The organism is Aquabacterium sp. (assembly GCF_016234775.1).
Taxonomy (GTDB): Bacteria; Pseudomonadota; Gammaproteobacteria; order Burkholderiales; family Burkholderiaceae_C; genus Aquabacterium.
The window spans coordinates 23510-32847 of record NZ_JACRAH010000028.1 but is presented as its reverse complement, the minus strand read 5'-3'; the positions used below and the strand labels follow the sequence as shown (position 1 = coordinate 32847).

The window sequence follows — 9338 nt, the reverse complement described above, 5'->3', positions numbered from 1 at the left end:
TCGCCAGTCAGGAAAGGCTTGTCGTTTTCGTCGTAGTCGCTGGTCAGCAGGTTGGCAGCTTCAGCGTCGGTACGAGCCAGAACGATGGTGGGCACGCCCATCACGTCAGCAGCGAAACGAGCAGCGATCAGCTTCTCGATGGCTTCACGTGTAGGAACCAGCACCTTGCCGCCCATGTGGCCGCACTTCTTCACAGCGGCCAACTGGTCTTCGAAGTGAACGCCAGCAGCACCTGCGGCGATCATGTTCTTCATCAGTTCGAAAGCGTTCAGAACGCCACCGAAACCGGCTTCAGCGTCAGCAACGATAGGCAGGAAGTAGTCAACGAAGCCTTCGTCGCCTGGGTTGATGCCACGGCCCCACTGAATTTCGTCAGCGCGCTTGAAGGTGTTGTTGATACGACGAACCATCGTGGGGACGGAGTCGTAAGCGTACAGCGACTGGTCGGGGTACATGGTTTCGGAGGTGTTGCCGTCAGCAGCAACTTGCCAGCCCGACAGGTACACAGCTTCCAGACCGGCCTTGGCCTGTTGCATGGCTTGACCAGCGGTGATGGCGCCGAAAGCGTTCACGTAGCCCTTCTTGGCACCGCCGTTGACCTTTTCCCACAGCTTTTCAGCGCCGTTCTTGGCCAGGGTGTACTCAGGCTGCAGGCTGCCGCGCAGGCGCACAACGTCAGCAGCGGAGTAACCGCGCTTGACCAGCTTCCAGCGGGGGTTTTCGGCCCAGTCTTTTTCCAGGGCAGCGATTTGCTGTTCACGTGTGAGTTTCGTCATGACGAGATCTCCGGGGGTTGGTAGGGGAGTACTTGAAAACCCGCGATTCTACGTTGGTTTGAGGCAGCTTGCAAAGACTTATGTCTTATATAAGACCAGCCCCTTCATACGCGGGGGAAGAGTGCGCGAAGGAATGCGCAATTGATTGACGCAAAAAGACAACAAAGTCGCACGAACGCGACGGCAGAGACCCGCACCCGAACAGCGCGAGGGCTAGCCCGGAGCCGATTTGTCACTTTTTGCGAGCAAAGTTGGTGCCATTGAGGCCAGCGGTGCGCCATGACCGCAGGCCCGCACCGAGCCTCGACAAGGAGAACAACATGGACTTGAACCTCGACGCCTTCTGGATGCCCTTCACGGCCAACCGCGACTTCAAACAGGCGCCGCGCCTGCTGAGCAAGGCCAAGGACATGCATTACTGGACGCCAGAAGGCCGCCAGATCCTGGACGGCACCGCCGGCCTGTGGTGCGTCAATGCAGGGCACAGCCGCCCCCGCATCGTGGAGGCCATCGCCCGCCAGGCCGGCGAAATGGACTTCGCCCCGCCCTTCCAGATGGGCCATCCACTGGCCTTCCAGCTCGCAGACCGCCTGCAGAAGTACGTGCCGGAAGGCCTCAATCGCGTGTTCTTCACCAACTCCGGCTCGGAATCGGTCGAGACGGCGCTGAAGATCGCCCTGGCCTACCACCGCCTGCGCGGCGAGTCGCATCGCACGCGCCTGATCGGTCGTGAACGTGGTTACCACGGTGTCAACTTCGCGGGCACGGCGCTCGGGGGCATGGGTCCCAACCGCAAGATGTTCGGCTCCAGCCTCTCGGGCGTGGATCACCTGCGCCACACGCATGATCTGGCACGCAACGCCTTCACCAAAGGCCAGCCGGAGCATGGTGCCGAACTGGCAGATGACCTGGAGCGTCTGGTTGCCCTGCACGACGCCTCCACCATCGCGGCCGTGATCGTGGAACCCATGGCCGGCTCCACCGGTGTGCTGCTGCCTCCGAAGGGCTACCTGCAGCGCCTGCGCGACATCTGCGACAAGCACGGCATCCTGCTGATTTTTGACGAGGTGATCACCGGTTTCGGGCGCCTGGGCGCACCCTTTGCCGCGCAGGTCTATGGCGTCACGCCGGACATGATCACCGCCGCCAAGGGCATCACCAATGGCACGATCCCGATGGGCGCGGTGTTCGTGAAGCAAGGCATCCACGACACCTTCATGCAAGCGCCAGCGGGCATCGAATTGCCACACGGCTACACCTACTCCGGCCACCCCATGGCCTGCGCCGCGGCCCTGGCCACGCTGGACACCTACGATGAGGAAGGCCTGCTCACGCGCGGCCAGGCCATGCACGCCAAGATGGAAGCGGCGGTACACAGCCTAAAGGGCCTGCCCAACATCGTGGACATCCGCAACACCGGCATGGTCGGCGCCATCGAGTTCGCGCCACGGGCGGGTGCCGCACCTGGCCGCCGGGCTTTTGAGGTCTTCCTGGGTTGCTGGGAAGAAGGCGTGCTGCTGAGAGCCGCGGGCGACAACATCGCCATCTCGCCACCACTGATCATCAACGACAGCCAGATTGATCAGATCGTATCGACGCTGGAGAAGGTGATCAAGCGCGTTGCCTGATTCAACGGGCCCTCCACAGGCTCGAACGCACCCAAACAAAAAGCCGCCTTGCTCACGCAGGCGGCTTCTTTCTTTGCAGGGCACCTCGCGAGGCGCCCTGCCCGATCTTCAGGTCAGTGTTGCTTGGCGAAAGCAGCCAGACCGGTGGTCACTTCAGCTTTGGCGGCATCGATGCCATCCCAGCCGGTGACCTTCACCCACTTGCCGGGCTCCAGATCCTTGTAGTGCTCGAAGAAGTGCTTGATCTGCGACACCAGCAGCACAGGCAGGTCTTCCAGCTTCTGGATGTCCTTGTACATGGCACAGATCTTTTCGGTCGGCACGGCCACCAGCTTGGAGTCGCCGCCAGCTTCGTCTTCCATCTTCAGGATGCCCAGAGGACGGCAAGGGATGACCACGCCAGGCTGCAGGGGGAAAGGTGTCACGACCAGCACGTCGACGGGGTCACCGTCAGCAGCGATGGTCTGAGGCACGTAGCCGTAGTTGCAGGGGTAGTGCATGGCTGTACCCATGAAACGGTCGACGAAGACGGCGCCGGTTTCGTGGTCGATCTCGTACTTGATCGGATCAGCGTTGGCGGGGATTTCGATGATGACGTTGAAGACGTCAGGCGCCTTGGCGCCAGCAGGAACGTTGAGCAGGCTCATGATGAATGGATCACAAGTGAGTAAATATTTTGGGCGTCGGCAAGTGTAGGCGAAGCCGGCACCTTATTGACCACGGAAGGAACGCTCATGGACGTCTGTGGTGCAACAAGCTGCCGACAAGTGCAGCAAACCATCAGAAAGTAAATTTTTTGACATTTGCGCGGCACTTTTGCTGCACCGCACAAAAAGTACTTGCAAAGTTTTTCCGGATGCCTATACTGAGAATCATGTTGCAGCGCAACAAAGGTTTCAGAACCATCAAGCCAACTGCAATTCAACCCATCAACACGTACGGAGAATCGTCATGCTGACCGCTGAACAACTGCTGGCCACCCAGAAAGCCAACCTCGCTACCCTGTTCGACCTGGGCCAAAAGGCTTTCGAAGGTGTCGAAAAGGTTCTGGAACTGAACCTGCAAGTTGCCAAGGCCACGCTGGACGAAGCCGCTGAGCACACCAAGGCTGTGCTGGCCGTCAAGGATGCCCAGGAACTGCTGGCTCTGCAAGCTGCCATGCTGCAACCTTCCGCAGAAAAGGCCGCTGCTTACAGCCGTCATCTGTACGACATCGCCTCGTCCACCAGCGCCGAAGTGAGCAAGCTGGCCGAGTCGCAAATGGCTGAAGCCCAGAAGAAGTTCGCCTCCGTGGTGGACAACGCTGTGAAGAACGCACCTGCCGGCTCTGAAAACGCCGTCGTGCTGGTGAAGTCGGCTGTCGCCGCCGCCAACAACGCTTTCGACTCCGTGCAAAAGGCTGCCAAGCAAGCTGCTGACGTCGCTGAAGCCAACTTCCAGGCCATCACCAACACCGCGGTGAAGGCCACGCAAGCTGCGACTTCCAAGTCGCGCAAGGCTGCCTGAGAACGGACAGTCAGGGGCCCGTTCGATTGGGATTACAAAACTTTGCAGGTTTGTGAGCCCGGTCAACTTGAACTTTGGCCCCGGAACCGAATCTGAGAGATGTCGCTCTGGACAAGCGACACTCCCTGAAAGGTTGTCTCCTCGGTACCTCCTGAACCTTTTCTAAGGTACCTTTCAAGCCCGATGGTTCGCCATCGGGCTTTTTTTCTGTCCGCACGATTTCACGCTCGCGCTTTCTTATCATGGCAACATGATCCCCTGGCTGGAACCCGACACCCCCTTCCCTGACACGGCCACCGCGCTGGGCCCTGAAACGGACGCGCCCGGCCTGCTGGCTGCTGGTGCAGATCTGTCGCCACAACGGCTGGAGGCAGCCTACCGTCGCGGGATCTTCCCTTGGTTCAGTCAGGGCCAGCCCGTCATGTGGTGGACAACCGATCCACGCATGGTGCTGCCCGTCAGCGAGTTCAAGCTTCATCGATCCTTGCGCAAAACCATCGCGAAGTTCCTGCGCTCACCAGGTTGCGAGATCCGCATCGACGGCGCCTTTGACGAGGTGATGCTGGCGTGTGCGGGCACGCCCAGAGAGGGCCAGGACGGCACCTGGATCGTGCCAGGCATCCGCGAGGTCTACGGACAGTGGCACCGGCAGGGGCGCGTGCACTCCTTTGAAACCTGGGTGGATGGTGAACTGGTGGGCGGCCTGTATGGCGTCAGCATCGGCCGCATGTTCTACGGCGAATCCATGTTCGCCTGGCGCACGGATACCTCCAAGATTGCCTTGGCTGCGCTGGTTTGTTTTTGCAGGGAAAACGGCATCACGTTAATCGACTGCCAGCAGCAAACCAGCCACCTCGCCACCCTGGGTGCACGGGCTATTTCACGAGGTGATTTCGAGTCCCATTTGCGGGGGGTGGTCGATCAAAATCCGCCCTCCGTTTGGGCCTATGATGATGCTTTCTGGTCTCACCTCGAGCGCAGCGCCTGACACCTCCGTGACGCACCTCAAAGATCTTCCACTGGCGTCCTTGCAGTTCTATGCAACGGCACCCTACCCGTGCAGCTACCTTGACAACAAGGCCGCTCGCTCGCAGGTGGCCACGCCCAGTCACATGATCAATGCGGATGTGTACTCCGGCCTGGTCAGCAACGGCTTTCGCCGCAGCGGCATGTTCACGTACCGGCCCTATTGCGACGGTTGCCGGGCCTGCGTGCCCCTGCGCATACCGGTGGAGCGCTTCGAGCCCAGCCGCAGCCAGAAGCGCGCCTGGAAAGCTCACCAGCACCTGGAAGCGCGCGTGCTGAGGCTGTGCTTCACACCAGAACACTACCAACTGTATTTGCGCTACCAGGCTGGCAGGCACAAGGGTGGCGGCATGGACCACGACTCGGTCGATCAGTACACCCAGTTCCTGCTGCAAAGCCGTGTGAACTCCCGCCTCGTGGAGTTCCGTGAGCCACCCCTGCCCGGTGAAACGCAAGGCAAGCTGAAGATCGTGTCCATCCTGGACATCCTCAACGATGGATTGTCAGCGGTCTACACCTTCTACGAGCCCGAGCCCCACACGAGCTACGGCACGTACAACATCATGTGGCAGATCCAGCAGGCCCATGACCTGGGGCTGGCCAATCTCTACCTGGGCTACTGGATTGCCGAGAGCCAGAAGATGGCCTACAAGGCACAGTTCCTCCCGCACCAGGTGCTGGTTGGCGGCCAGTGGCGCGACCAGACCAGCTACCCGGCGGCAGGCTGAACGAGCAAGGCCCGTTCGTTCTGAGCCTGCCTCAACCCGTCAGGGCTTGAGCGTGACCTGACCGTTGACGGTCACCGACAGCACACCCTTCCCAGGCTCCACGGGCAGCGGCGCATCCGCCATTTCGGCGCGCATGGCCATGGCCTTGGCCAGATACGGACGCGGCTCGAAGCCCGGGTCGGTCGACGAAACCGTCACGTCCCCCAGGGTGTAGCCCTTCATGCCAAAGTCTGTCGCGATCTGCGAGGCGCGTGTCTTGAAGCGGGCAATCGCCTGACTGGTCAGCGTTGACTCGTACTGCTCGCGCAAGGCGCGCGACAGGCCATAACTGACGTTGATCACATTGAGCTGGTTGATGCGCCCGGTGGTCTGGGTGATGCGGGCCACATCTGTTCCTTCGAGGATCAGTTGCGCAAAGCCTTGCCAACCGTTCACGCGCCCCGAATTGTTGTAACGGGGCTGCACCGAAAACGTACCTGTGCGGACCTCCATGCCTTGCGGGTGCGCCGACTTGCGTGCCTCGGCCAGCGCCGCTTCCATCGCCTGCTTCAAGCCAGCCTGCACGTCAGCCGCCTGGCTGCCTTCTCGCGTCGCCTGCAGGGTGACGATCAGCAGATCCTGCGTGACCTCCTGCGTGACACCAGCGGAGAAACGAACCACGTTCTGCTGCGCTTCTGCCTCGGCATGCACGGCGCAAGCACCCATGGCCAGCGCACTGGCCAGCAAGGATCCGCTCAAGGTGCGGGACAGACCGGAACGGGACGAAAACGCTTGTCGCATCAATGACCTTCTTTCTAAGTGGCACCCGGCCGAGATGGCGGGCACCTCAACTTAACGCACATCGACGGCTCGCCGACGACAAAGATCCACAGCATGCAAAGGGCTTGACGAGGTGTTCATACGGTCGCAATATTTGTAACAGCTGGTCAGCGCACCGGTTTTCGTGCGCATAAACTGCGCACAATCCGCGTCTGTTACAAATGCCGAGGAATGCAGAGATGACCTCTACGACTCCCAACCAGCGTCCCGACCGCGTGCTCGTGGTCGATGACGATGCGCGCATCCGCGATCTGCTGCGCCGCTACCTGAGCCAGGAGGGTTTCGAAGTCCTGCTGGCCGAAGATGCCAAGGCGCTCAACCGCCTGCTGACGCGTGAAACGGTCGACCTGATCGTGCTGGACCTGATGCTGCCCGGTGAAGACGGCCTGTCGATCTGCCGCCGCCTGCGCGCCGCCAACGACATCACCCCCATCATCATGCTGACCGCCAAAGTCGAGGATGTGGACCGCATCGTGGGTCTGGAAGTGGGCGCCGACGACTACCTGCCCAAGCCGTTCAACCCTCGCGAGTTGCTGGCCCGCATCCATGCCGTGCTGCGTCGCCGCCCGGCCCAGGAAGCCCCTGGCGCCCCGGCCAAGGAAGCTCAGACCGTTCAGTTCGGCCCCTTCGAGTTCGACCTGGCCCTGCGTCGTCTGAGCAAGGAAGGTGAGCCCATCTCCCTGACCACCGGCGAGTTCTCGATGCTCAAGGCCCTGGTGCGCCACCCGCGCCAACCCCTGTCACGCGACAAGCTGGCTCAGTTGGCACGTGGCCGCGAATTCGAACCGTTTGACCGCAGCCTTGACGTGCAGATCTCGCGTCTGCGCAAGATGATCGAGCCCGATCCGGCACAACCTCGCTACATCCAGACCGTCTGGGGTGTGGGTTATGTGTTCGTGCCGGATGGTGGGGCTTGATGAATGCCTAGAAAGCGTTTCGCCCTCAGTCTGTTCTGGCGGACGTTCATCCTGCTGGGTCTGCTGCTCACGGCCGGCATTGTCGCGTGGGTACAGACTTTCAAGGCTCTGGAATTCGAACCTCGTTCGGTACAAGCCGCTCAACAGATCGCCAGCCTGGTGAACCTGTCACGCACAGCCCTGCGCTATGCAGACAGCATCAACCGCGTCACCCTGATCAAGACCCTCTTCGATCAGGAATCGATCGCGCTCAAGCCGCACGAGCCATCCGACCGGTTCGAGCCATTTGAAGTCAACCGCTTCACGCAGGCCATCGGCAAGGAGTTGCGCTCTCGCCTGGGGCCGACCACGATCGTGGCCAGCAGCGTCAACGGCGTACAAGGCCTGTGGGTGGGCTTCCAGATCGAGAAGGACAACTACTGGCTACAGGCCGATAGCAACCGCGTCGCGCCCATGACGGGGCGAACGTGGTTCATCTGGGTGGGCATCGCGCTGGTCGCCACCATGCTGGGATCGGCCGTGATCGCGCGCCTGATCAACCAGCCGCTCAAAGAGCTGTCATTTGCCGCCAGCCGAATACGCGAAGGCGAGTACGACTCGGTGCTGGATGAATCCATGATCACCCGCGAGATCCGCGAAGTGAACCAGGGCTTCAACCGCATGGCGCGCGAACTGGCCAAGGTGGACGAAGACCGCGCGGTGATGCTCGCCGGCATCTCGCACGACCTGCGCACACCGCTGGCCCGCCTGCGCCTGGAGGCCGAGATGAGCGTGGTGGACGAAGAAGCCAAGCGCAACATCGCCGCCGACATCGACCAGCTCGACGCCATCATTGACAAGTTCATGGACTACGCCCGCCCGGGCAACGTCGAACTGATGCCGGTGCACGTGTCTTCGGTGGTGGACAAATCGATCAGCCAGTTCCGCGACACCAAGCGCATCCGCATCACGGCCAAGCTGCCCATCGACACCAAGGTGATGGCGGACGAAACCGAACTGAGCCGCGTGCTCACCAACCTGTTCGAGAATGCGCGCCGTTATGGCCGCAACACCTATACAGGCGTGACCAACGTGGACGTGAGCTACACGCGCTCAGGCTCGTGGGTGATCCTCAGCGTGCGCGACCACGGCCCCGGCGTGGCGGCAGAAAAGCTGTCTCAGCTGACCACGCCCTTCTTCCGGGGTGATGCGGCGCGCACGGCCGCCACGGGCGCTGGCCTCGGCCTGGCCATTGTAGAAAAAGCATTGCAGCGCATGGGTGGCGGTTTCGAGATCGCCAACGCACCGGGCGGTGGCCTGGTGGCGCACATCAAGCTCAAGCGCGCGCCCTGATCAGGGCTTGAGCAACAGGCAGACGGCGCGTGCCTCGATGGCACGCCCTTCTCCTACCGGGCCCATCTTCTCGGCCGTCTTGGCCTTCACATTCACGGCATCAGGCGCCAGATCCAGTGCCTGCGCAATGCGCTCGCGCATCAGCGGAATGTGAGGCGCCATCTTGGGCGCCTGGGCCACGATGGTGGTGTCCACATTGCCGATCTGCCAGCCCTCGGCCATCACGCGCCGCGCGGCCTCCTTGAGCAGCACGATGGAATCGGCGCCCTTGAACTGCGGGTCGGTATCCGGGAAGTGCCGGCCGATGTCGCCCATGCCAGCCGCGCCCAGCAGCGCGTCCGTGATGGCGTGCAGCAAGGCATCGGCATCCGAGTGCCCCAGCAAACCGTGCGTGTGAGGAATGGTGACGCCGCCCAAGATCAAGGGGCGACCTGTGACCAGGGCATGGGTATCCCACCCCTCTCCGACGCGTATGACTGGCAAGGACATGTTGGTGACGCTTCAAATGTGAATGACGCAGCCCGTATTGTCCTGCGGAATGAAGCGCGCCCATGCGCCAGTCCTGCTGGCGTCAGGCCGTGGAAGGCCTGCCTACCTCCACATATG

10 protein-coding genes are annotated in these 9338 nt (G+C 61.6%); 6 read left to right on the top strand and 4 right to left on the bottom strand.

What is annotated here, in order from left to right; translation table 11 throughout:
• Nucleotides 1–776, bottom strand: a 776-nt coding sequence (aceA, locus tag HY836_RS08450; protein ID WP_290675433.1) for an isocitrate lyase, incomplete at its 3' end; no start/stop codon positions are given.
• A 320-nt stretch (nucleotides 777–1096) separates the two neighbouring features.
• On the opposite strand from aceA, the gene HY836_RS08445 reads away from it, so the two are divergent.
• Complete coding sequence (locus HY836_RS08445) at nucleotides 1097–2404, top strand: aspartate aminotransferase family protein (protein ID WP_290675431.1); 1308 nt, start codon at nucleotides 1097–1099, stop codon at nucleotides 2402–2404.
• Nucleotides 2405–2517: 113 nt separating this feature from the next.
• Here HY836_RS08445 and ppa read toward each other — a convergent pair whose 3' ends face one another.
• Nucleotides 2518–3051 carry an inorganic diphosphatase gene (gene ppa, locus HY836_RS08440; RefSeq protein ID WP_035034904.1) on the bottom strand — a complete coding sequence of 178 codons (534 nt, stop codon included), beginning with the start codon at nucleotides 3049–3051 and terminating at the stop codon, nucleotides 2518–2520.
• Between the two features lie 304 nt (nucleotides 3052–3355).
• Between ppa and phaP the strand changes: the two genes are divergently transcribed.
• The 3 genes from phaP (at nucleotide 3356) to HY836_RS08425 (ending at nucleotide 5664) form a co-directional block, all read left to right on the top strand.
• Nucleotides 3356–3910, top strand: a complete 555-nt coding sequence (gene phaP / locus HY836_RS08435; protein WP_290675429.1) for a TIGR01841 family phasin — start codon at nucleotides 3356–3358, stop codon at nucleotides 3908–3910.
• Nucleotides 3911–4160: 250 nt separating this feature from the next.
• Nucleotides 4161–4898, top strand: coding sequence for a leucyl/phenylalanyl-tRNA--protein transferase (gene aat / locus HY836_RS08430; RefSeq protein ID WP_290675427.1), 738 nt, complete (start codon nucleotides 4161–4163; stop codon nucleotides 4896–4898).
• Between the two features lie 7 nt (nucleotides 4899–4905).
• Entirely contained in the window at nucleotides 4906–5664 is a 759-nt protein-coding gene (locus HY836_RS08425; RefSeq protein WP_290675425.1) for an arginyltransferase, read from the top strand.
• Between the two features lie 39 nt (nucleotides 5665–5703).
• On the opposite strand, the gene HY836_RS08420 is transcribed toward HY836_RS08425, so the two are convergent.
• Nucleotides 5704–6444 (bottom strand): SIMPL domain-containing protein, encoded by a 741-nt coding sequence (locus HY836_RS08420; protein WP_290675423.1) that lies wholly within the window; start codon nucleotides 6442–6444, stop codon nucleotides 5704–5706.
• Between the two features lie 218 nt (nucleotides 6445–6662).
• On the opposite strand from HY836_RS08420, the gene ompR reads away from it, so the two are divergent.
• Nucleotides 6663–7400: a two-component system response regulator OmpR gene (ompR, locus tag HY836_RS08415; protein ID WP_290675421.1), complete on the top strand. Its 738-nt coding sequence runs from the start codon at nucleotides 6663–6665 to the stop codon at nucleotides 7398–7400.
• Between the two features lie 3 nt (nucleotides 7401–7403).
• Nucleotides 7404–8732 (top strand): sensor histidine kinase, encoded by a 1329-nt coding sequence (locus tag HY836_RS08410; RefSeq protein ID WP_290675419.1) that lies wholly within the window; start codon nucleotides 7404–7406, stop codon nucleotides 8730–8732.
• On the opposite strand, the gene ispF is transcribed toward HY836_RS08410, so the two are convergent.
• On the bottom strand, nucleotides 8733–9221 hold the full coding sequence (gene ispF / locus HY836_RS08405) for a 2-C-methyl-D-erythritol 2,4-cyclodiphosphate synthase (RefSeq protein WP_290675417.1): 489 nt from the start codon (nucleotides 9219–9221) through the stop codon (nucleotides 8733–8735).
• Between the last annotated feature and the right edge of the window lie 117 nt (nucleotides 9222–9338).